The sequence below is a fragment of the Eubacterium sp. BIOML-A2 genome (assembly GCF_009680135.1).
Taxonomy (GTDB): domain Bacteria; phylum Bacillota; class Clostridia; order Lachnospirales; family Lachnospiraceae; genus Faecalicatena; species Faecalicatena contortus_B.
On record NZ_WKZK01000006.1, the window covers coordinates 56,088 to 79,317 of the forward strand.

Sequence of the window (23,230 nt, forward strand, 5' to 3'; positions counted from 1 at the left end):
ATCAGAAACAGCAGGCAGAAAAATGACTATGTTGCGATTTTTTTTGTTGTTTATTGTTTTCACGTAGTGTATCATAAAGCCAGAACCCACGCAGTGAGCAGCGGGGTATCGGACCCTCACTGCAACCAGTTCAGACGTTTCTGCGCTGTTACCATAGCCCGCAGGAATAAAGATTATTTCAGGGAGAATCAAGACATGGTAAAAAAAGAAGAATTTGAAATTGTACAGCATACAATGATGAACTATCTGGAAATCTTTCTGGTAGAAATGACTGCCCGCAGTCCTCACGGGCACGGAGACCTGGAAATCGGCATTCTTCTGGATGGGAGCCTTACACTTTTCACAGAGTTTAAACAGCATGAACTGCATGCCGGGGATATCTATCTTATCAACAGGTATCAGATCCATTCTTTTTATAATAATGGCAGCCAGAACCAAATACTGGCGTTTCAGATTCATCCCGACTTTTACCGCAGAATTGATTATCAGCTCGGTTTCCTTCGTTTTGATAGCAATATTATTCGAAGCGGTGAACTGCATGACGTTCTGTACCAGACTTTACTTTCCTGTGCCGCTTCCTACTTTTCTTCTTCCGCCCACAATGCCATCAAGTGCTCCAGCCTGCTTCTGGACGCCATTTACCGGCTGCTGACAAGCACGAATTATACAATTGCGAGTGAAAAAGAATCCGCCACCGCAAAAAACAACTCCAGACGCCTGAACCGGATTACAGACTACATCTCAGAACACTACATGGAACATATTGCTCTGCAGGATATCGCCGCCCTTGAGAATATCACCACCTATCATGCTTCGCATTTCATCACGCAGATGCTGGGGATTTCCTTTCAGGAATATCTGTATAATATCCGGTTCGAGCACGCCTTCCAGTTGATCTCCAAGTCCGATCTGCCAATACTGGACGTCTGCCTTGAGACAGGATTCTCCAGCAGCAGGTACCTCAATCAGATGTTCATGAAAAACCTTGGGTGCAGTGTAAAAGAGTATCGAAAAAAGCAGGAAAAGCCGCGCCTGATTGGCGCAGCTCTCCCTACTGACAATATTCAGAACCGGTATACATTTGAACAGGCGGCTTTTGTTCTGTCCCGCATATGGAATACGTGTAAACTGTAAAAAGCTTTATGAATCTTCAAACTTTTTCCGTATATATTCATATTTGCGCTCCATTGGGCTGCGCTGAGGCCTGGGGCGCAACGCCCCCCTACACCACCTCATAAACCGCCGTCCCAAAAGCCGGAATAACCTGCCTTCCCTCCTGCCATTCTCCCGTATACAATAGCGGCATCTTATGCTTTAGTTCAACCACAGCTCCCCCTGCGCAAAAGTTCAAAACAAACAGGAAGCTTCTGCCATCCTTCCTGCGCATGATAATCTCCACATCATCCCCTGCGTTTATCAGTTCCGCAAATGGTTCCAAGACATTCGTATATTCCAGCAGCATTTTTACATTTCCCCGTGAAAATGCACTTCCAAGGTGCAATACTTTTCCGCTTCCCACATGATGTTCAACGAAAGCCGCTTTCCCCGCATAATAGCTGTTTTTATAAACAGCAAGCACCTCCCCGCCGGCAGGTTCCATGATATCATTGAAAACCGGCATTTCCATCTCACGCCCATTCCAATCTGCATATACCGGATCCTCTGCTGGACTTGCAAAGGTATATTCTTTTACATCAGATCCTGTCAATTCCGCCAGAAGCCCCGGCAACGGCTGCATCACACATTTTCCGTTCATATCCTTATATCCGGCCATGCAGCCAATAATCAGCGTGCCGCCCTGTTCCACATAAAGCTTCAGTAATTCCATGCGCTCCTTATTCACGATAACCGGATGCGGATAGAATACAACCGGATACCTTTTCAACTCATCCAGTTCGCTGCCGCGCTGCAGATAAACCACATCATAAGGGGTATGGGACTTTTCCGCCGCAGCAAAAATCTCATTCTCACTATACTTACTAATTCTTTGATGCCATGCATCCACTTCTGCATCCAGTACATTATCGAAACCTTTTAAGACTGCAAAAACCGCCGCATAGTCCGCTCCGCACAGAGGTTCCAGTGTCCGAAGTTTTTGATAAAAGTCCTTCACTTCCGCCAGCTTCCGATTATCTCTGTTATCATGATCTAAGATTCCGTGCCAGTACATTTCGGTTCCAAACGTGCAGGTACGCCAACGAAAAAATGATATAAAATCTGCGCCATGTGCCACACTCTGCATTGCCCAGAGCGTCAGCTGCCCCGGACGCGGAGCCGGCCCTTCCATTCTGGTTGTCCAGCCGTTGGCCCCAGCCTGCTGCTCCATGATTCCAAAATGCGGGCAGATTGACCGCACTTCTGTCAGATGCTTCGACCACTTCCTGTCATTCAGATCCTATGATTTCAGAGGTTCCCGGTCCAATCCATAGGCAAAACTGGGGTACGAATCATACATATATACATCCAGGCATTCTTCCATCATCCGATGGTTATCCACATGGTCGAACATTCCGTTCGTCATCACAAAATCTTCCGGCTTTTTATACTTACGGATGATCTCCGCCTGCATGCTGCAGTAGGAAAGTGTACTGTAGGAAATAAACCGGTAATAATCCAGATGCATATGTGGGTTCACGGCTCTGCTCAGTGTCGGCCGCGGCACATAAATCTGTTCCCATTGAGTATAGGTCTGATTCCAGAATACAGTTCCCCATGCTTCATTCAAAGCATCCAGCGTCTTATATTTCTCCTTCAGAAATACGCGGAATGCCTCAGAATCCGCATCGGAATAGAATTCGGAAATCTCACAGTTCAGCTCATTGTCAATCTGCCATCCCACAATCGCCGGATGCCCGCCATAATGTGCGGCAATTTCCGTTACCACTCTTGCTGACAGTTCCCTGTACACCGGCGCATTATAATTATAATGCCTTCTGCCGCCATGGCGGTACAAAACGCCCTCCATACTGCTGTTCAGCACTTCCGGATATTTTTCCGTCAGCCATGCCGGCGGCGTTGCTGTGGGGGTTCCGAATATGACTTTCATTCCCTTCTGCTGGCACAGCTCTAAAAAATCATCAAAAAATGAAAACGTAAAGCTGCCTTCCTCCGGTTCAAATTTATTCCACGCAAACTCCGCAATACGAATCACTGTAATTCCGATATCCAGCATCCGTGTCAAATCCGCTTCCCACAGCGCTTTATCCCAGTGCTCGGGATAATAGCACACGCCCATTATCATTTTGTTCCATTGAAAATTCTGCTTTTTCTTCATATCTCCGCTTCTCCGTTTCCTGCATAAGCTGCCAGTTATTTTACGATGTACTGGTATAGTAGTTTTATTCCTAAGGCCATGAACTGCGGTATGCTCTCAGGATTTGAAAAACAAATATATCCTCTTCCTTTATTTTATAGAATAGAAAACGCAGCGAAAAGAGAGAAATCCGAACATTTATAAATAAATGGGCATGTCAGAAATCCATGACTTCTGACATGCCTGTTTATACTGCTTCGGTACACAGCCTCTTCACCGTTTTACTTCATCCCATGTTCTGAACACCGTGTACACATTATCCGGTTTTGCTCCCGGACCGAATTCACACTGTGCGATACACCCGCCGTCTGACCATAGCTTTTCGTATACTGCTTTGACCGCATTTTCTATATCCTCTGTGCTGCCGTCGGGCAGAAGATGCTGTCTGTCAATCTCTCCCCAGAATGTAATCTTTCCCTTATATTTTTCCAGCTGTTCCAGACCAATACAGAATATCTGTGTATTAAATGCATCAAGCCCCAGTTCAATCATTCTGGGATAAATATCCAGCGTATTGCCATCGGAATGCATAAATGTTTTCTTTCCATATTTTTTAGCAATTGCGATATAGTCTCTATACATTGGACGGAAAATTTTGTCCCACAACTTCGGATTAATCAGCAGACTCTGCTGGCTTCCCCAGTCGTCCATAAATGAGATTGCATCAATGTCTGTCTTTGCCCATTTTTCTACCAGTTCACAATAAAAACTGTGCATTTTCTGCAAAAAATCCAGCATATTAGCAGGAGGATCCATCAGGTCCATGTACAGTTCTTCCGTTGTACGAATGAACTGCAGCTGCTCAAAAGGCCTGGGGCAGCACCCTGAAAGTACGAATTTATCCGTATTGCGGCAGAATTCATTCACCGCTTCCGTATCAAACTCCAGCCACTCCAAAGGGATATGTACCTGGTCAGCATCCTCCCATTCTTCATCACGGACCAGAGGCTCTTTTACCTCCCCGATGATCCCTTCATGGATATTATTGAACCTGCAGCCCCATTCGTCTGTGTACTCGCCTATTTTATACGGCTCTCCTTTTGCAATCGTCTTCTTCTGCAGAATACAGGGCGCCGTAACAATATCGTCCTCATATTCCCTCCTGATCTTATCCACCATTGATCCATAATTCATTTCTGCCCATGGCAGCAGCCACATCTGCCTGGGAACCCGTCCATCCGTGTTCCGAAATTCCAGTGTCCTGTATACAAGCTCTCTTGAAGTCATCGCATAATCTCCTTAACAACTATTTTTATCCTATTATACCGTCTGCATTTCAGCTGTTCATTAAAAATAATCCATAGTACTATTTTATACATGGGAACCAAGTGGACTTGTCAGATTGCAGAACCGGTGATATTCTTATATATATAATTCAGACGTAAATAGATTCATAACTATTAGGGCAAATGATTCCATATATACTTAAGAGGAGGTGGACATCGTGCTTCATATTCCTGACAACGTACCGATCTGGACAGACGAATGCAAAATCCTTACAAGAGAACAACTGAATATCCCAGCGCTCCATATGATTGGACATGCACATTTTCAGGCTGCCAGCGCCAAACTGGACATGCACTACCACTGTAATATGGAATTTGTAGTTATTATGAATGGCAAACAGCAGTACATGGCAGACGGCAAAAGATATATGCTGTACGGCAATGATATTTTCATGACCTATCCATACGAAAATCACGGGAGCGGCGAGAACTCACAGGACGTATGTGAATTTATCTGGTTTCAGTTTGACATGTCCGCATCGCAGAACTTTCTCGGCCTTACAACGCCATACAGTGAATACCTGTTCCGCCGGCTTCTCAATTACAAGCATCGGACCAAAAAGGCGAATACAAAAGACCTGCAGGTACTTAACCGGGCATTTCATCTGCTGGGATCGAAAGAAATATCACAGCAGATACTGGGGTATAGTTTTTTTCTGCAATTTGTTGCGAACAATATATGTACAGCTGATATTGAATTGACAAAAGACCTTTACAGTGCGGATATTCAGGAGGCAATTAATTACATCCACATCCATCTTATGGAGGATTTGAGCATAGATATGCTGGCTGAGAACTGCGGTTTATCGTCGTCACGGTTTAAAACAAAATTTAAAGAAGAACTTGGCATTACGCCCCATTCATATATCATCTCTTTGAAGATTGATACCGCCAAAATATTATTGAAGGATCCGAAGAATACGGTGACAGATGTGGCCTACCAGTTGAACTTTTCCTCAAGTAATCATTTTTCTTCGGTGTTTAGAAAGTATACGGGATGCACGCCTACCTATTTCCGGCGCCATCGTTTCTCTAATATTTATTAAGCAGAATTTTGGTATTACAGGCAGGGGACTGATGCCTCCTGCCTCAGACTGTAGAAAACTAAGTTAAGGGAGAGCATATTGCTCTTTGATTATGGATTAGCTGAAATTCTATTTTCCGCGGCCGGATATTTCTTTGCGTTCTTTTCCGCCTTATCTTCCACCGCCCGTGCCAGATCGATGTCAAAGTGTTTACATATCCGGCAGAGATACCAGAAGACATCGGAGATCTCTTCCTGCAGATGTTCAAATTCCCTGGGATCTTCCTTTACACTGTCCGCTTCATCAGAATGAAGCCACATAAATATTTCCGCAAGTTCTGCTGCCTCAACGGTGAGAGCCATCACAAGATCCTTAGCATTCTGGTCTTTACGCCAGCCCCGGGCGTTTGAAAACTCCTGAATATACTCCTTAATCTCCGCCAGTGTTGTAACTTTGTCTTTCATTTGTATCATCCTCATTTCCTAATAGTCTTGTAATTCAGTACATACTCACTCAGCGAGTCTGCGGCATAACAGCAGAATAAGGAGTCAGCTATTCGATCTTTCCGTCCAGAAACGCCTGAAGGATATTCTGGGGATTTTCATAGTAAAAACTACTGTTATAATCGTCAATTTTCCCGCTTACAAATGAATGGTACGCTAAAAATAATGCATCTATGACAGATACCTTCTTCTCCTTTGCAATCCCAAGTATCAGACGTTTATATACTTTACCTATATCCCAATGAGATGGAATAGAATATCCGCATTCTCCCACATTGTCAAATGTCCCCTTTAATATACCCGCTGCCGCAATAAACTGATCACTTACATCCTCAATATTATCACTATGGTAGATATCCGCCAGCTCATACATCTTTTCAATGCCCTTCCGCCCTAATGCATCAACTACATCCAACTTCTAAATATAAGCATATCACCGGCCGCCCCATCTGGCAAGCCGTCTCTAGTTCACATTTCCCTTCACATTTTACTCTTTTTTTAGGAACCAATCACATTCCCGACATATTTTGCCGCTATACTCAAAAACAACCATAGAGAAAAGGAAGGATTTACTATGTCCAGAGCAATCGGTATTGATTTAGGAACTACGAACAGCTGTGTTGCAGCAATCGAAGGCGGCAAGCCCGTGGTGATCGCCAATGCGGAAGGTATGCGGACCACTCCGTCCATCGTCGCTTTTAAGAATGACGGCGAACGCCTTATCGGAGAAAGCGCCAAAAGGCAGTACGCACTGAATCCCACAAGAACCATTTCTTCCATCAAACGCCACATGGGCACGGACTACCGCGCCCGCATTGACGGAAAAGATTATTCCCCTCAGGAGATCTCCTCCATCATATTAATGAAGCTAAAAAAAGACGCAGAGCAATATCTCGGCCAGCCCGTTACGGATGCGGTCATTACGGTGCCTGCCTATTTCAGTGATTCCCAGCGCCAGGCAACCAAGGATGCGGGAAGGATCGCGGGCCTGAACGTACTGCGGATTATCAATGAACCAACCTCTGCTGCCCTTGCCTATGGGCTTGATAACGGGGAGCCTCAGAAGATTATGATATATGATTTCGGCGGCGGAACGTTTGATGTGTCTATTATCGAAATCGGGAACCAGGTCATCGAGGTGCTTTCCACCAATGGGGATAATCACCTGGGCGGTGATGATTTTGACCAGCGCCTGACGGACTATATCGTTAAGACCTATAAAAAGCAGGAGCGGATTAATCTGGAAAAGGACTTTTCGGCGCTTCAACGAGTCCGCGAGGAATCCGCCAGGGCAAAGATCAGCCTTTCTTCTGCAGCACAGACTGATATCAATCTGCCATTTATCACAACAGATAAGAAGGGCGAGCCAAAACATCTGCAGATGACCATCACCCGCGCACAGTTTGAGGAACTGACCAGTGATCTCGTGGAGCGAACAGCAGGCCCGGTGAATACCGCACTGAAAGATGCCGGCATTCGTGCAGCCGACCTTAGTAAGGTCATTATGGTGGGAGGCTCCACACGGATTCCCGCAGTCCAGAATAAAGTAAAGCAGCTGACAGGCATTGAGCCCTCGAAGTCCCTGAACCCGGACGAATGCGTTGCCCTGGGAGCGGCAGTCCAGGCAGAAAAGCTCAGCGGAGGGGCGGCACTGGTAGAAGGCTCTTCCGCTTCGGAAATCATTCTCATGGATGTCACACCGCTCTCGCTTTCCATTGAAACAGTAGGAGGCGTGGCTAATGTACTGATTCCTAAGAATTCAGCTATTCCCACTAGGAAAAGCAACATTTATACAACCGCCGCCAACTTTCAGACTTCTGTAGATGTTAAAATCTATCAGGGTGAGCGTAAATTTACACGCGACAATAAGCTGCTCGGTAATTTTAAACTATCCGGAATCAAGCGTGCCCCTGCCGGGGTTCCGCAGATCGAAGTCACCTTTGATATTGATGCAAATGGAATCGTCAATGTGTCTGCTAAAGACCTGGGTACCGGCAAACAACAGCAGATTACAATCACGTCCAGCTCTAATCTGTCCGAGGCTGAGATACAGAAGGCCATGGCCGACGCCAGATTTTATGAGAGCCAGGACAACAAACGGCAGGAAAACATTGATATCCGTAACGAAGCGGAAAAGCTTGCATTCCAGGTAAGCCAAAGCCTGAAAGATTCTAAAAAAGATATGGAGAAGACCGAGTACAAACAGATCAAAGCTGATCTGAATACTCTTCAGAAACTGCTTGGAAAGACAACCATTGAAAAAATTACCGATCAGCAGGCCGGAGAAATCAGGGCCGCCAGGGAAACTTTGGAGAGATCAGCGGCGGAGCTGCTTTCCTAAAGCCCAAGCAGATTTTCTTTTCCGGGTAGGGATGGGCAGAAGGAGATCCCTTCCTTTCACTGGTTGCATCCAATCGGTAGTAACGGTCGTCAGCTGGGAAGGCTCCTTGATGTGGACAGTGTATGGATTCGCTTGGTGGTACAGCTTAATCCAGAATCAGATCAGGATTGTCTGAAAAGTGTTTCAGTATAACAATTGGGTCTGTTTCTGATGGGTTTACGATCTTTACGCCTTCTTTTGCTGCCTTTTCGGTCACAAAGTACTCATCGTGGGTAAGCTGACCATAGCGGATCAACGCGGGGGATTCTATCTCCCACACGCCAAATGTTCCATGCCCTTCCAGGCAGATCAGGCCGTATGGTGCGCTGTCTTTTATGAAGACTGTACGCCCGGGCAGTACTGTCAAACGTTTTGCGCTGACACAGTCACATTTATAGCAGATCCACTCCTCTATATATCCATCCTGCAGCATTTCTTCCATAGGACGTACTGGTTTGGGCCTCATATAATTATGCTTATGAAAATCAGGGTCGATATTCTTTTCCCAGTCAATGACATCCAGAAGATACTCATAATTCCCCTTTTCTTCTTCCGGACAGTTCTTCCAGAGCAGGTCTTCGCCTACCACCTGTCCGTTCAGCAGTACGGACTGATACATGGCATAGACATCTGATGCAAACTGTGGTTCATATGTACACAGTGAGCCCGGTGCATGCATAACTCCCGGGTCTACATGGAAACCGGTATCGTGTTCCAGCTTATATGCTCTGGAGAGGCCGAGAATGTTGTTATCACCCTTCTTAAAGTTTCTGAGGCTTTCCAAGACCTCCTCTTTCGTGGTTTCCGGATTAAATCCGAAAAATGTGAAGGGGAACTCTCCTCCATGGTTATTCAGCTGGGATGGGAAAAAGTACATTTCGGGTTTACCGTCTGCCCCCACTCTTTCTGCGTGTGCCTGGCGGTGATGGATATGATGAGGCAGAGGCCCGGCATTGTCAAAGAATTTAGAAAACATAGCCCATCGATGGTACTTATTCCACAGCTTCTCTCCGATCAGCTCTGCGCCTGACAGTTCAACTGCGTCCCGCAGGAGAATCCGCTCGTTCCCCTCTTCGTCAGCTATAATATAGCTTAACCCTTCATCCTCCGGAGTTCCCGGCCCATTTTCCGCCCATGTCGTGGAAGAAAACCACCGTTCATCAATTCCGCCCCGCGTGCCCAATATATAGTAATCATCGGGGTGCAGTTTAATTCTCTTCCCCGGACGGCAGAATGCTCTGGGTACCCAGGCCGGCGCCAGGCGGAGCACTCCTTTTCCCTTTGACAAAGCTTTTTCTGTCAGACCTTTTTTGTCCATAATAGCCTCCTTACTCATTTTATCGAAAACTCTTTACGAGGTACTAGTATAAGCCACACTAAATGCCTTGCTGGTTTATACTAGATGAGTTTAGACTATCACGCCAGAAAACGTTCGTCAATTCAAAATAATATTTTCGGCTTAATACACATTTTATGACGCAATTCATCGTGTTTTAGCACAAAAAAGGAGCGAACGCCAGAAAACATTCTTCGTTTTGTTCGCTCTGGTTATCGATGCCGGCACTTACCATCCGAATAATTCCCACTCGCTCGCTGCCAGTTTATTCGTAGATCTTCGAACAATCAGATTACAGGGCAGTTCTACGCTTTTTTCTTTTATATCCGGGTCTGCCAGCATTTTTACCGCCATACGGCCCATTTGATACGTGGGAACATTAACCGTTGTCAAAGACGGCTCTATCATTGACGATACGCTCAGATTATCAATCCCGGTCACAGCAAACTCATCCGGAATCGTCCGCCCCTCCGACCGGACCGCCTTAATTGCTCCTATCGCCATCTGGTCGTTCGCTGCAAATATAGCAGTCAGGCCCCGGTTCCTGATCATCAGCTCCTTCGCCATCATATATCCACTGTTTGGCGTAAAATCGCCCTCTGCAATCAGATCCACCGAATAGGGCACGCCGAATTCTGCCAAAGCTCTCTTGTATCCCTGGACCCTGCATATTGTAAGAGGATTAGACATCTTGCCTGATATGTGGGCGACACGCCGGTGTCCGTTTTCCAACAGTTCCCGGGTCGCCATATATGCATTCTTCTCATGATTTACATACACACTTCCGAACCCCGTTTCCTCCAGTTTTCTCTCCAGAGTTACAACCGGGATCCTCCGTTCCAGAAACGTCTGTTTTATAAAACTGAAATATTCCTTTTCTTCTGTAGCCGGGCAGACAGTATCAATAAGAATTCCGCACAGCGCCTGCTTCCGGATCGTTTTGATGAACCTTTTTTCCTTATTAAAATCGAAATCCGAGTTGCCAACTACCAGGACATATCCCTCTTCTGCCACCGTGTCTTCGATTCCGTTCAGGAGATTAGAAAAAAATGTGCTTGCAATATTCGGAAGAACAACCGCAATAATCTTATCTCTTTTTTTCTGCCTTTCCGGAAGCTGATACCCCAGCTCACCAGCTGTTTCAAGCACCCTGCTCCGGATCTCTTCACTCACATATTTTCCGCTGTCACTTAAGACCGCTGAAACCGTAGATAAAGATACGCCGGCAGCCTTTGCCACATCTCTCATACCAGGCATCTCCGCAACCTCCCTGATCTGTGTTTTATACTATGGTACTCCGGCAGCGAACGTTTGTCAATTCATTTTCCTTTTATTTAGATTCCTTTCCCACCGAAGCCTCCGGCTCACGCTGGAAATCCCCAACCTAAGAGACTACATGAACATTGTATTATTCTCCATTGGGGACTGCTGATGCAGCCCCCTGTTTTCTGGTCAGCCCTGAGACTACAAGATACCCATCTGCATATTTCCCGGCTGCCTCCGCCAGTTTCTGCACCTCTTTTTCTTCCATCAGTTCAGTTGTGTCATAATCCCATTCCTGTCCAATCTTAGCATATTTCTCTTTACACACATTATTAAATGCACATAATTCCCAGCGTTCTGTCACATCCGCCAGTTCTTTCCGAACAAACAGGCCGATTTCCTCTATATTTTCTTTTGCTGCTGTCGCCCCCGGAATTAACGGCGTCCTGATCCACAGCCTTGTGTCCCTCTTTTTCCGAATTTTACCGGCTATGAACTTCAGGTTATCCAATATGATCTTGTTGCTGACGCCCGTATATTCTCTATGCAGTTTTTCATCCATGAATTTGATATCATAGAGAAATGTATCCACATATGGATATATCTCCTCGTAAACCTCTTTCTTACCGAAACCAGATGTATCCAGTGCGGTATCCACACCCTGACGCTTCAGCGCCTCCAGAAATTCAGCCAGAAACCGGTGCTGGAGCACAGGTTCGCCGCCCGACACGGTCACCCCTCCTGAAAAATCGTCAAAAAACATATCGTCTTTACATGCCTCTTTCACAAGCCGGGCTGTTTCCCAGTATTCTCCCACCGTGCCCATCGCTTTTGCCGGGCACTGGTCAGCACAGGTGAAACATTGTCTGCAGGCTGTTCTGTCGATCCGTATCCCACCGGTCTCCGCAGCCAGCGCATTTCCCGTACAGTGGGCGGCGCAGCTCATACAGCCGATACATTTTTTTGCATCCCACTGCAGCTCCCTGTCCGGACTGATACTTTCCGGATTCTGGCACCACCTGCAGTGCAGGGGGCACCCCTTCAAAAACACAGTGGTGCGCATACCAGGCCCATCGTGGGTTGTTCCTCTGTGTATGTCAAAAACCAGTCCCTTTTCCATCTTTCTTCCCCGCTAAACACTTGTATAATTTACTCTGTTCACAAATTCTTTTCTGAACTCGTGATCCATAACCACAAAATGAGCGCTGTACCCGGTGACCTTTACGACAATGTCCGCATATTCCGGGTTCTCGATATCGTCTACCGCCCTCTTAAGCTTTTTCAGATCGATTACATTAAAGTTAATCTGAATGCCGCCCTTCTTCATGTATGCCTTAGAAAAGTTTTCGATATATGCGCCTTTGTTTTCCTTTCCGTCAAAGAATTTCGGCTGCAGTTCGATCTGCAGCGAACCGCCCTGGTACTCTCTGAAAGGCACCTTCAGTAAGGACTTTGCGGTTGCAGTGATCCCCTCATGGTTTCTTCCATGCATAGGATTGCACCCATGCGCGATCGGTTCCTCGGCAAACCTGCCGTCCGGCGTCGCGCCCAGTATAGGACCGGCATAGGTATGCCCCATATATTGGAATAAAGAGGCCCGGAAGTTGAAGCCTTTGATATTGCGCTGTTCCTCCAGCGTATCGTGGATATTTTCCGCTACTCTTACGTACATCTCGTCCACACCGTCCCGGTCGTTCCCGAATTTCTCCTGGTTCAGCATGATCTGGCGCATGATTTCGTGATCTTTCCAGTTGTTCTGAACAGCCTTATTCAGCTGGGCCATCGTATATTTCTTTTCCTCGAACACCACTTTCTTTATGGCGTACAGAGAATCCACCACATTGGGCACTCCCAGAACATTAACAGAAGTAAATGCATTATGAGGCCCGCCTATTGACGTAACATCCAGCCCTTTTTCAATGGTGTCTTTCATGCAGAGGGTAGTGACCATTTCCGGCCATACCCGGTCCTGCCACTTATACACACAGTTCTTAAATTCGGTAAATGCTTCTGCCGTCCGCTTTACTTCCCGGGTATATAAATCCCAAAACTCCTCAAAAGTTTCTGCATTCTGTTCTTCTGCCAGCTTCATGGCTCTCTGCATGGGGGCCGGCAGAACAAAAGAGTTCAGGTCATGGTCGCTGTACTCGGCTCCCACCGCGCAGTACCACTGACAGCCGCTGTACGACACATTCCAGGCATCGTCTTCGCTGTAACCACTGTACAGCTCGGAATCCCGCATTACATCATAGTTGACCAGAGTAGGAACCCCGCAGCCGTGTCTTGTCACCACGTCACATGCATAGCTGTAGTAGTCCGGATCCATATCTTCATGCCACATCACACCCAGATGATTATAGCCGCCTATCATATCGTAGGCCTCCAGTCCGATCCAGCTGATTTCATTGGTGGCGTCCCGGCCTTCCCGGTCTCTTCCGCCGAAGGAGAAATAATTCCCGCCGTATTTCAGGTACAGTTCTGCCAGGATATCTCTGGCTTCCTCCCTTGTGATTTTCCCTTCTTCCAGATCCTTTCTATAAAATCTGATCAGCATCTGGTCCAGCCTTCCATATCCGTTGCCATGGCCGTTTATCCTCTCTACAACCTGGAATAACTGGATCCACTGTACTGCCTGCTCAAAACTCTCAGGCGCCCCCTCTGCCAGCTGTTTCATATTGGCAGCAATTTTCTGATACCTCTTCTTTTGTTCCGGGTCGCCCTCCGCCCCTGCAAGTTCCGCAGCACGCAGGGAATGCCGCATAGTATAGCGTATGATTGCCTGTACCACTTGTTCCTGTGCCTCCAGATAGGCGCGCCTCTTTTTGTTTCCATACCGTTTCCATTTTTCTTTGCTTTCCGTCACATCTTTCAGCAGTCCGGTCCATCCCTTCTTTAGGCCGATGTTAAGATCCGGGCAGGTATGTGCCAGGCTTGTTCCTCCGGCGCCCATCTGGCGCAGGTCAAATCCCAGCTCTGCCACTTCATCCGGATACACAAACTTTCTGGCCTCATCCAGCTGCCAGTGGAATTCTCCCACAATCGTCTCATTTGGATAAATTTCTGCAGGACTATGGTCCAAAAAAAAAGCATAATCCTCCGCCCAGTTAGTTGCAGAGTATTCGAAGCCCTTCACTCTGGACGGCATCTCGTCCAGATACGGAAACGGAGTGCCCACATCCACCCGGCAGTTGTGGTCCCCCAGATTGATTCTCTCGTCATCGGAAAGCGCCAGCTCTCCGGTTGCCGGTGAGAATCCCGCACTGTGCCCGGACCAGTGGTACACAAGAAATTCTGCGTTATCCACATATACATTCCTTCTCCCGCTTTTTGATAAACCGGTGCTTCTCTCCCACAATTTTTGTATTCTTTCATTTTTCCTAAATTTAGATTGTTCCATTTTAGTACCTCCATTCATGTTTCATTTTCTGTCTTTATTTTATCAGCCAATAAAAAAGCCACAACTTCCCGTTGTGACTTTAAGGTTGCATGATACAACTATTTCTGAATTAACCAGCCGTTTTGTTGTTTTATATCAATCCATCTCATCCCGCAGAGCGTCGATGATATTCTCCTTTTTGATCTTTCCTGCGGCATATACCATGGTAATAAAGACTACCAGGAACACACCAAGTATACTGGCTCCCATACTGCACCATGGGAACACAAATTTCATCTCTCCGCCCCCGGCGTTCATACCCACATAAATCAGACAGGATAGAATCCCTGCGAGGGGCAGCCCCCAAAGCATTGTCCGCACTCCGTAAAGAGAACACTCAAAACGCATCATCTTATTAAAATCCCGGTCGGACATCCCCACCGAACGGAGCATGGCAAACTCCCGCCTGCGCAGCTTGATGTTCGTGGAGATCGTGTTGAAAACATTCGCAACCGCTATGAGCGAAATCATGGTTATGAAAACAATCGCAAACAAGTTGACAATGAACGTCATATTTCGGTTCTGATCAAGAATTCCATACACATTATACAGGGTATAGTCAGCGGTTATGCCGGCTCCGTCAATCATCGCCTGCATCTCGGACGTGGACCGTCCCGGATTGTCTGACTTGAAAGTCATCCCCAGTTTTACAGGCTTTGAAGACGCCCCCAGAGCGTCAAACTGAGGTTTTGCCTGGTATGGAGCGATCACCATAAGCGTGTATCCGCGCCAGTCTCCCGGCTCTGCGGGCAGCAGATCCGGATAGGCATCTACAAAGGACGCACGGATTGTTTTGGTTTGATCTCCTGAATCGGAACGCAGCGTAAATTCCATGGGCTCTTCCTGCATATAATAATGTTCCGGCAGTATTCCTGTCACGATCATATTGTCTTCCAGCCCGCTATATTCCGTTTCGGAAAGCTCCAGGCCTTTGAGCAGGTCCTGATAGACCCCATCCTCTACAAACTGGATATCCAGCGGCGCTTCAACCGTTTCATTCGTCCCGTCATAACCAATAAGTTCCCCGAATTCATCCAGAAAATGTCTGGTCAGATCTTTCGTATTAAGTACGCAGGAATAGGTCGAAAGCGCCTGATAAGAACTTTCTTTTACTCCGCTGGCATTTTTCATATCTTCATAAAGCCGGAGGAGCTCGTCTTCTTCCATGTCCCGTGTATAGAAACAAATGTCATAGTCTTCAACTGCCACAGCAGAATTCTCTGCTATCTGGTTCAGATAGGTACCGAAAGAACTTGCCGTCACGGTCAGCACCACGCTTAACGTAAGCGACAGGATTATGCTGCGGTAACGCCGCTTGTTTCTTTTGAAGTTCTTTAACGCAAGCATCCCCTCCAGACCGTAAAGGCGTTCCGTGAGCTTTGAGGTTCTGAGCGCCCTGGCTTCCACCCTGACCTCGTTGGTCTGGCGGATACATTCCATCACAGGGGTCCCTGCAGCCTTCTTTGCCGGAATATAGGCCGATATTAAAATGGTAATCAAGCTGACAACAACCCCGGCTAAAAGAGCAGGAACCGACACTTTCAAGGTCAGCGGCACATTATCATACATCATATTTGCAAAATTCTTTGCCACAAGGGAAAGCACCAGCCGGATACTTGGAATCCCAATTAAAATCCCCAGCGGTATGCCCACAGCACCGATGCATATTCCCTCAAACATGACCGAATTGCGCAGCTGCCTTTGTGTTGCGCCCACCGACATGAGGATTCCAAACTGGTGCGTGCGCTCATTCAATGAGATGTTGAATGAATTGTAGATCAGGAATACTGAGCCGAGCATTACCAGGGCAATTAAGATTCCTCCAACCGAGTATAAAAGGACTGTAAGCAATTTTTCCCCTGACAGACCCATAAACCGCAGTACGTCATCGTTCAGAACATAGCTGTAATTATCCGGGATACCGTCTGTATAGGAATGAACTTTATAGGGATTCTTTAGCGTAACAAATACGGAAAGACTGTCCGCTGCGGCTGCATCCTCCGTTGTAATTAAAGTGTATCCCGGCGCGGCAAACTCCTCGGCAGCCGGCCGCTGGCAGATGCCCACAACCGTATAGGTCTTCTCTTGTGCCGGAACCAGTGTTTCTTCCCCGCCGCAGTATGGATCGTGCTGGCTGAGCTTCTGGCCGTCTTTCATGCGGCTTCCCACCTGCAGGGTGATCGTGCTGCCCACCGGAATTTTCACCCCGCCGTTTGCTGCAATATGCGCCGGTATCAGAACCTCGCTGCTGTTCTTGGGCATTCTTCCGGAAAGAAGCTGTAGTGGCAGAGTTTCCAAGGCTTCTTCATTCCATCCAGAAAGAAAAAGATAGGGCTTGTCGGGATTCTGGCCCCCTTCCAGCGCGGCATAACCAATGTTCTGCAGGACAGCCGTACCTGCCACCCGGCTGTCTACGGCCTGAGACTGTAGATAGGCGGAATCTGCATCCGGGATTTCAACATGCCAGCCGCCATACTTTGAAGCAGCCCCAAGAATCATATAACTCTGCAGGGAAACGGCAAATGTAGCGACACCCGTGATCAGAGCCGCAGACAGGGCCACGCCGACCACCGTTACAAAGGTCCGCGTGCGGCTCTTTTTTAATCCCTGCAGGGCAACCTTGTGGAAAATATTCATGACCGCCCCACCTGCCTCTCATCCCGCACCACTTTACCGTCTGCGATCGTAATAATGCGTTCTGCCTGCAGGGCAATATTTTCATCGTGGGTAACGAGGAGAAGAGTCTGCCCATATTTTCTGTTGCTTTCTTTCAGCAATTTGATAATCTCGTGTCCATTGCGGCTGTCCAAAGCACCTGTAGGTTCGTCCGCCAGCATGACTGCCGGTGCGTTCATCAGTGCACGTCCGATGGCGACACGCTGCTGCTGCCCGCCCGAAAGCTGGTTGGGAAGATGGGACTTTCGCTCCTGTAATCCCAGCAGGTCTAATAAATCGTTCAGACGTTTTTTGTTCACTCTGCGCTTATCCATCAGGATCGGCAGTGTGATATTTTCTACAACATTCAGAGTGGGAATGAGATTGTTGAACTGGTATATCAATCCGACCTGCCTGCGGCGGAAGATGGCCAGCTTCTCATTGCTCCCTGCATAGACATCCTGCCCGTCCAGATAGATCTTACCGCTGGTGGGCGTATCCACGCCGGCTATCGTATGCAGAAGAGTGGATTTGCCAGATCCGGAAGAACCGATAATTGCAGTAAATTCCCCTTTCTCAATGGTAAGCGACACATGGTCCAGCGCGATCACCTGATTTTCTCCCGCGCCATAAACCTTACATAAATTTTCAACTTTTAAAAATTCCATTATGTGAATCTCCTTCCCTTTTTCTACTCATATAATAGAACTTCCCGCTTACATTTCAGTGACTTTCCGGTGAGAGATCCGTCACTTTGGAAAACGGATAGAAAATACCGCGCCGCCCTGGGGATGATTTTTAGCGGTAATGGTTCCGCCCTGTCGGGTGATAATGGTCTTGCAGAGTGCCAGCCCGATCCCATAACCAGCCGTACCAGTATTTTTCCCCCGATAGAACCTTTCAAACAAAACAGGCAGGTCTTCCTTATTAAATCCTGTACCGCTGTCATGAAGGGTAATACCGGTAAACAGGGGCGTATCCTCACACATAATGTGAATCTTCCCGTGATCTCCTGCACCCTCGATGCAGTTTTTAAGAATATTCTGAATTGCTTCCGACAGCCAGCCTGCATCGCCCCGAATCACGGTCCCCCTGGGTACGTCAATCTTAAGCTCGATGCTGTGCAGCTCTATTGGAATATAAAGCGGGCGAAGCGCAGTGTTAATCAGGCTGTCTACCTCGATCTGCCCGTTTTGGAACATCACAACGCCTGCATCCAGACGGGATAATTTCAGCAGCGAACTAAGCAGCCAGTCCATCTGTGCAAACAATTCCTCCGTCTCCCTGAGCAATTGCTTCCGTTCGTTTTCATCCGGGCTGTTCTCCAGCAATGACAGAATCAGATTTGCGGATGTAAGCGGGGTGCGGAGCTGATGGGCAATGTCGGCCAGTGAATCTGCCAGATGTCCTTTTTCTTTTTTCAGCGCATCGTTCTGTTCCCGGATCCGCTGTGTCATTTTGGTTATCTCGCTCTGCAGAATGGAAAGTTCCCCTTCTTCAGCTTCACTGATAAACAGATGATCCGTATTATGAAGCACAATATTGATTTGCTCTGAAATCTGTGCAATCCTTTTGTACCTGGCCCGCGTAAATACAAAAAATGCCGCGCCAAAGGCAGCGGCACAAACGAGGGCCAGTCCCCCGGCCGCCGGATTCATGTAAAATCCCGCTGCCGCAGCGGCAGCGGTTATGATAGCGAATGCAATGGCAAACTGCCGGATCTCCCTATTCCGAAACATATCCATCCCCCAATCGGTAGCCCGTTCCACGAACCGTCAAAATGATCTGCGGGTCTGCCGGATCATCCTCGATCTTCTCCCGCAGCCGCTTAATATACACGGACAACGTATTGTCGTTGACAAACTCCCCCGCCGCATCCCATAATTCATCCAGCAGCCTGTCCCTCGTAAGAATATGATTAGGATTACTGATAAAAACCAGCAGAAGGTGGTATTCAAGTGCAGAAAGAAAAACCCTGACGCCATTTTTTTTCACAATACCGCTTGCCGTATCGACAGAAAGCCCGCAGATTTCCAAAGCCGACGGCGACTGCCCCGATCTGCGAAGTGCAGTCTTGATCCGCGCAATCAATTCCCGTGGGCGGAATGGCTTAGTGATATAATCATCTGCGCCCATGTTCAACCCCGTAACAACGCTCGCCTCATCACCCGAGGCCGTCAAAAAAATCACCGGAATATCCCGCGTCTGTTTGATCTCCGTGCACACCGTAAACCCATTACCATCGGGCAGTGAAATATCCACCAGCGCCAGATCAAATCTATGCTCCGCGAACATGGCAATGGCTTCATTCTGCGTAGAAGCATGCGTAACCGCAAACCCCTCAGAGTGCAGCAAAAGCATAAGATTTTTGGCGATTGCTCTATCATCTTCCACTAAAAATATCTGTTTCATACATTTTTATCATCCTTTATTTATTTTTTAACCTCTAATAACTATAATAATCTCCATACATCTTTCATTATATTGCCCGCCCCCCTGAAATGCAACTTACAGAATTGTCATCTCCCCCCTCACTATTTTAACATTCCGGAAAATCAATACGCTGCTTCGGTTACAGCCCCTCCCCCGGCAGACGAACTTATCTGCTGACCAGATGCGCCCAGTGAAATGAAGGGGCGGCCGATCGATCCCCCAACCTCACGCCTCTGGCTGCATCCACCCATTGTAGTTTAAAAGGGTGTCGGCTATTTGCGTGCGGTATTCTCTCGGGGACATTTTTACGGTCTGCTGGAAGTTGCGGTTGAAGCTGGATACGGAACCAAATCCTGTGTTTTCTGAGATGCTCAGGATGGAGTCTTCGGTGGTACACAGCATGTTGCATGCTTCTGCAATCCGTACCTGGTTGATGTATTCCAGGGGGGACATTCCCATGATCTGGGAGAATACTCTTCTGAAATGAGTGGGGCTCCAGTGGCATAGTTCGGCAAGAGTATCTGTCGTAAAGGATTCCATGTAATTTTGTTCTATATAATCGAGTGCGGGTGAGAGCACCATGGTATTGGACTTGCTTTCTTCTTCTGTTAGGGAAAGATTCCGGGAAGCTTTCAGGTTCTGGATCCGATACAGTTCGATATACAGGGACAGCAGCAGGCCGCGGGTGCTCAGCTGGTAGCCTGGCTTTTTCCCGGTCATCTCTGAAATCACCTGCATTGCAAGGCTGTAGATTCGTTCGGAGTCTTCTTTTTTTAATATGTATTGATACCCGTTTGTTCCTGCTGGTACAAGGTTTATATTTTCCCAGGAACCGGGCATCCAGCCGCCGAACATCCTGCCGGGATCAAAAAACAGATAGGACCATTTGCTTTTTCTGCCCTTGTCCGAATAGGTAGTGTGAGGGATATTTTTAGGAATGCACGTCACGTTTCCTGCTTCAAACTCTAATGCCCCGCCATAGAATTCTATTTTTCCGCTCTCGGAATGGCAGATCCCTACCTCCAGACAGTTATGAAAATGCAGACGCCCGCTGGGAATATCCGATATCTTCCAGTGCTCCCCTGTCAAAAGCAGCACGGGAAAATACTCCGGAAGATGATAGCTGCGGAATTCCGTTATTTTATATTCTCCTTTTGAAACATTTTTGCGCATATACTTCTCTCCCTGTTTTTGAATTTCTGAATAGAATCCGGTGAATCAGCCTCCCATCAGACTGGCTATGCCTGACTTTCGGATGTTTGCTTTATATTTTATCATAGATGGTCATTTTTGCACACTTTTTTTATCTGGGTGATTAGACGGTATCGGTCATTTGAAGGATAATAATTCTACAAACATGTAAAACACGTAATCCAAAGATAGAGAGGAGACCAGATATGAGCACAACAAAAGGGGGCTTTACCCTTCCCGGGGAAGCCGGATATGAAAAACTGACGCTTGAAATGGCAGAGAAATGGGGAGCCGATGTTATCCGTGACAGCGATGGAACGGTGCTTTCCGATGAGATTCTGGATGCAGGATACGGCATCTATTCTACCATCTGCATCATCCGTGACCATAATGACTGGGCAAAAAAGAACATGGACAAACTGCAGCAGACTTTTCTGATCACACAACCGGTAACCGCTGCAAGTGATACGCTGGATATTGATTTGATGAAAGATTTCTTTGAGGAGCAGTTTGCCGTCAATGACACTCCCGATGCCTTTAAATACTGGCAGATATATGACAGAACCACCGGGCAGGAGGTTGACAAGACGCACTGGGATTACTCTGCCGGAAACCGTCAGGTACGGCTGAAAGGGATTACTCCCTGGCATAAGTACACGGTCTCCTTTATGGCATACCGTATCTGGGAAGAGATCTCTATGTACAACCATACTACCAACCATTGGGAAAAGGAACATTTGATGCAGATTGACCCCCGTTACGAGGAAGCACAGGAGTATCTGCTTGCGTGGATGAAAAACTGGTGTGAAACACACCAATCCACGACAGTTGTCAGATTTACCTCCATGTTTTACAACTTTGTCTGGATCTGGGGCAGTGATGTAAGAAACCGTAATTTGTTTACCGACTGGGCATCTTACGATTTTACCGTCAGCCCCAGAGCGCTGGATCTATTTGCAGAGACATATGGATACAGTCTGACCGCGGAAGATTTTGTGAATCAGGGGAAATATCACGTCACGCATATGCCCGCCGGAAAGACCAAGAGAGACTGGATGGATTTTATCAATGATTTTGTAATCGAATTCGGGAAAAAACTGGTGTCCATGGTTCATGACTATGGCAAAAAAGCCTATGTCTTTTACGACGACAGCTGGGTGGGAATCGAGCCTTACAACGGACGTTTTGAAGAATTTGGATTCGACGGAATGATAAAATGTGTCTTCAGCGGCTATGAGGCGCGTCTCTGCAGCGGTGTTCCTGTGGAAACCCATGAACTTCGTCTGCACCCATATCTGTTTCCTACCGGGATAAACGGTTCGCCTACGTTTCTGGAAGGGGGCAATCCGAAAGGAGAAGCACAGAAATACTGGCAGGCCGTCAGACGCGCTGTTTTAAGATCGCCTATTGAACGGATCGGACTTGGAGGTTATCTGCATCTGGTTGAAAACAGCCCGGAATTCGTGGAGTATATTGCCGACACCGCAGATGAGTTCCGCATGCTCAAAGATCTTCACAGTCACGGAAAACCTGCTGTATTAAAACCCAGGGTGGCTGTACTTCATTATTGGGGTGCACTGCGTTCCTGGACGTTATCCGGACATTTCCATGAGACCTATATGCACGATTTGATCCATATCAACGAAAGCCTCTCGGGACTTCCTTTTGATGTCTCATTTATCAGTTTTGAAGATGTGAAAAACGGTGCGCTAGAGGAAATCGATGTCGTAATCAATGCAGGATATGCCGGAAGCGCATGGAGCGGAGGCGACTGCTGGAAAGATGAGCATACCGTAAGCATTCTGACCGAATGGGTTTATAACGGCGGAACCTTCATCGGAGTCAATGAGCCTTCCGCAGTGGACGGGTACGACACCTTTTTCCGCATGGCACATATCCTGGGCGTTGATGAAGACACGGGGGCCAGAGTGTGCCATGGCAAATGGTCATTTACAGAAGAAGAACCGGAAGGTCTCTTTCCGGACGGAAGTTATATACATGCCAGAAAGGGAATTTATCTGACTGACGGTAAGGCATCCGTTCTCAGAGAAGAAGCTGGCATGCCAGCCATGACTTCCTGCGGATTCGGCTCCGGCAGGGGGATCTATCTGGCATCCTTCGAGCACTGCCCGGAAAATACACGGCTGCTAATGAATCTGATCCTGTACGGAACAGGCGGGCAGCTTATGCCGGAACTGGTAACAGATAACCTGCATACGGAGTGCGCTTATTATCCGGAGAGCAGTATGCTTGTCGTGATCAATAACTCCGGACAGGAACAGAACGCAGCTGTAGTCGTAAATGGGAAGAAAATCACATGCCGGATGGAGGGCTATGGGATTTATTGTGAGCGGGTTTAACATGCGGGGGGTGTAGGACGCCTGACAACAGCGGGGAGCGTCCCCCGGC

At 47.5% G+C, this 23,230-nt stretch carries 17 protein-coding genes and 1 pseudogene; 4 read left to right on the plus strand and 14 right to left on the minus strand.

Annotated elements, in window-relative coordinates:
* Positions 1 to 195 precede the first annotated feature (195 nt).
* Positions 196 to 1,134, plus strand: a complete 939-nt coding sequence (locus GKG43_RS03740; RefSeq protein ID WP_129878671.1) for an AraC family transcriptional regulator — start codon at positions 196 to 198, stop codon at positions 1,132 to 1,134.
* Positions 1,135 to 1,222: 88 nt separating this feature from the next.
* On the opposite strand, the gene GKG43_RS23245 is transcribed toward GKG43_RS03740, so the two are convergent.
* The 3 genes and pseudogenes from GKG43_RS23245 to GKG43_RS03750 form a co-directional block, all read right to left on the minus strand.
* Positions 1,223 to 2,113, minus strand: a complete 891-nt coding sequence (locus GKG43_RS23245; protein ID WP_279230109.1) for a beta-galactosidase trimerization domain-containing protein — start codon at positions 2,111 to 2,113, stop codon at positions 1,223 to 1,225.
* Positions 2,096 to 3,274 (minus strand): annotated as a pseudogene (locus tag GKG43_RS23250) (beta-galactosidase); the annotation flags it as partial. The pseudogene GKG43_RS23250 and the gene GKG43_RS23245, both read right to left, overlap by 18 nt.
* Before the next feature lie 252 nt (positions 3,275 to 3,526).
* Complete coding sequence (locus tag GKG43_RS03750; RefSeq protein ID WP_129878673.1) at positions 3,527 to 4,540, minus strand: uroporphyrinogen decarboxylase family protein; 1,014 nt, start codon at positions 4,538 to 4,540, stop codon at positions 3,527 to 3,529.
* 217 nt (positions 4,541 to 4,757) lie between these two features.
* Here GKG43_RS03750 and GKG43_RS03755 point away from each other — a divergent pair, with 217 nt between their 5' ends.
* Positions 4,758 to 5,645 carry an AraC family transcriptional regulator gene (locus GKG43_RS03755; RefSeq protein WP_129878675.1) on the plus strand — a complete coding sequence of 296 codons (888 nt, stop codon included), beginning with the start codon at positions 4,758 to 4,760 and terminating at the stop codon, positions 5,643 to 5,645.
* Between the two features lie 89 nt (positions 5,646 to 5,734).
* On the opposite strand, the gene GKG43_RS03760 is transcribed toward GKG43_RS03755, so the two are convergent.
* Both GKG43_RS03760 and GKG43_RS03765 read right to left on the minus strand, forming a co-directional pair.
* A complete protein-coding gene (locus GKG43_RS03760) occupies positions 5,735 to 6,088 on the minus strand; it encodes a nucleotide pyrophosphohydrolase (protein ID WP_129878677.1) in 354 nt (117 codons plus the stop codon).
* Positions 6,089 to 6,176: 88 nt separating this feature from the next.
* On the minus strand, positions 6,177 to 6,500 hold the full coding sequence (locus tag GKG43_RS03765; RefSeq protein WP_083487153.1) for a hypothetical protein: 324 nt from the start codon (positions 6,498 to 6,500) through the stop codon (positions 6,177 to 6,179).
* Positions 6,501 to 6,701: 201 nt separating this feature from the next.
* On the opposite strand from GKG43_RS03765, the gene dnaK reads away from it, so the two are divergent.
* Positions 6,702 to 8,468, plus strand: a complete 1,767-nt coding sequence (gene dnaK, locus GKG43_RS03770; RefSeq protein ID WP_129878679.1) for a molecular chaperone DnaK — start codon at positions 6,702 to 6,704, stop codon at positions 8,466 to 8,468.
* A gap of 145 nt (positions 8,469 to 8,613) precedes the next feature.
* Here the strand turns inward: dnaK and GKG43_RS03775 are convergent, their stop codons facing one another.
* The 9 genes from GKG43_RS03775 to GKG43_RS03815 all read right to left on the minus strand — a co-directional run bounded on the left by GKG43_RS03775 (position 8,614) and on the right by GKG43_RS03815 (position 20,803).
* Positions 8,614 to 9,825 carry a hypothetical protein gene (locus GKG43_RS03775; protein ID WP_025656225.1) on the minus strand — a complete coding sequence of 404 codons (1,212 nt, stop codon included), beginning with the start codon at positions 9,823 to 9,825 and terminating at the stop codon, positions 8,614 to 8,616.
* A gap of 246 nt (positions 9,826 to 10,071) precedes the next feature.
* Positions 10,072 to 11,100, minus strand: coding sequence for a LacI family DNA-binding transcriptional regulator (locus GKG43_RS03780; RefSeq protein ID WP_025656224.1), 1,029 nt, complete (start codon positions 11,098 to 11,100; stop codon positions 10,072 to 10,074).
* 151 nt (positions 11,101 to 11,251) lie between these two features.
* Positions 11,252 to 12,226 carry a glycyl-radical enzyme activating protein gene (locus GKG43_RS03785; protein WP_025656223.1) on the minus strand — a complete coding sequence of 325 codons (975 nt, stop codon included), beginning with the start codon at positions 12,224 to 12,226 and terminating at the stop codon, positions 11,252 to 11,254.
* A gap of 12 nt (positions 12,227 to 12,238) precedes the next feature.
* Entirely contained in the window at positions 12,239 to 14,503 is a 2,265-nt protein-coding gene (locus GKG43_RS03790; RefSeq protein WP_025656222.1) for a pyruvate formate lyase family protein, read from the minus strand.
* 135 nt (positions 14,504 to 14,638) lie between these two features.
* Positions 14,639 to 17,179 (minus strand): ABC transporter permease, encoded by a 2,541-nt coding sequence (locus GKG43_RS03795; protein WP_055154664.1) that lies wholly within the window; start codon positions 17,177 to 17,179, stop codon positions 14,639 to 14,641.
* On the minus strand, positions 17,176 to 17,865 hold the full coding sequence (locus tag GKG43_RS03800) for an ABC transporter ATP-binding protein (RefSeq protein ID WP_055154663.1): 690 nt from the start codon (positions 17,863 to 17,865) through the stop codon (positions 17,176 to 17,178). Before GKG43_RS03800 ends, GKG43_RS03795 begins: the two co-directional genes overlap by 4 nt.
* Positions 17,866 to 17,946: 81 nt before the next feature.
* Positions 17,947 to 18,936, minus strand: a complete 990-nt coding sequence (locus GKG43_RS03805; protein ID WP_055154662.1) for a HAMP domain-containing sensor histidine kinase — start codon at positions 18,934 to 18,936, stop codon at positions 17,947 to 17,949.
* Positions 18,923 to 19,609 (minus strand): response regulator transcription factor, encoded by a 687-nt coding sequence (locus tag GKG43_RS03810; RefSeq protein ID WP_025656218.1) that lies wholly within the window; start codon positions 19,607 to 19,609, stop codon positions 18,923 to 18,925. Before GKG43_RS03810 ends, GKG43_RS03805 begins: the two co-directional genes overlap by 14 nt.
* 246 nt (positions 19,610 to 19,855) lie before the next feature.
* Positions 19,856 to 20,803: an AraC family transcriptional regulator gene (locus GKG43_RS03815; RefSeq protein WP_129878681.1), complete on the minus strand. Its 948-nt coding sequence runs from the start codon at positions 20,801 to 20,803 to the stop codon at positions 19,856 to 19,858.
* Between the two features lie 224 nt (positions 20,804 to 21,027).
* Here GKG43_RS03815 and gnpA point away from each other — a divergent pair, with 224 nt between their 5' ends.
* Complete coding sequence (gene gnpA / locus GKG43_RS03820) at positions 21,028 to 23,181, plus strand: 1,3-beta-galactosyl-N-acetylhexosamine phosphorylase (protein WP_129878683.1); 2,154 nt, start codon at positions 21,028 to 21,030, stop codon at positions 23,179 to 23,181.
* Positions 23,182 to 23,230: the final 49 nt, after the last annotated feature.